The following is a 243-nucleotide window of genomic DNA, read 5'->3' on the forward strand; positions in this document are numbered from 1 at the left end:
CTCGCCAGCTCGGCACCCTCGACTACTCGCCGGGCTTCCAGTACGGCCATCCGCTGTCCTTCCAGTTGGCCGAGAAGATCGCCGGGTTGCTGCCAGGCGAACTGAACCACGTGTTCTTCACCGGTTCCGGCTCCGAGTGCGCCGACACCTCGATCAAGATGGCCCGCGCCTACTGGCGCCTGAAAGGCCAGCCGCAGAAGACCAAGCTGATCGGCCGCGCCCGCGGCTACCACGGGGTCAACG

Annotated in this window: 1 protein-coding gene; it reads left to right on the top strand. The window is 66.7% G+C overall.

The window, feature by feature from the left end; genetic code table 11:
• Positions 1-243, top strand: a 243-nt coding sequence (locus tag ACLJNW_RS27865) for an aminotransferase class III-fold pyridoxal phosphate-dependent enzyme (RefSeq protein WP_410961829.1), incomplete at both ends; no start/stop codon positions are given.

The organism is Salmonella sp. SAL4457, assembly GCF_046548235.1.
Classification (GTDB): Bacteria; Pseudomonadota; Gammaproteobacteria; order Enterobacterales; family Enterobacteriaceae; genus Salmonella; species Salmonella enterica.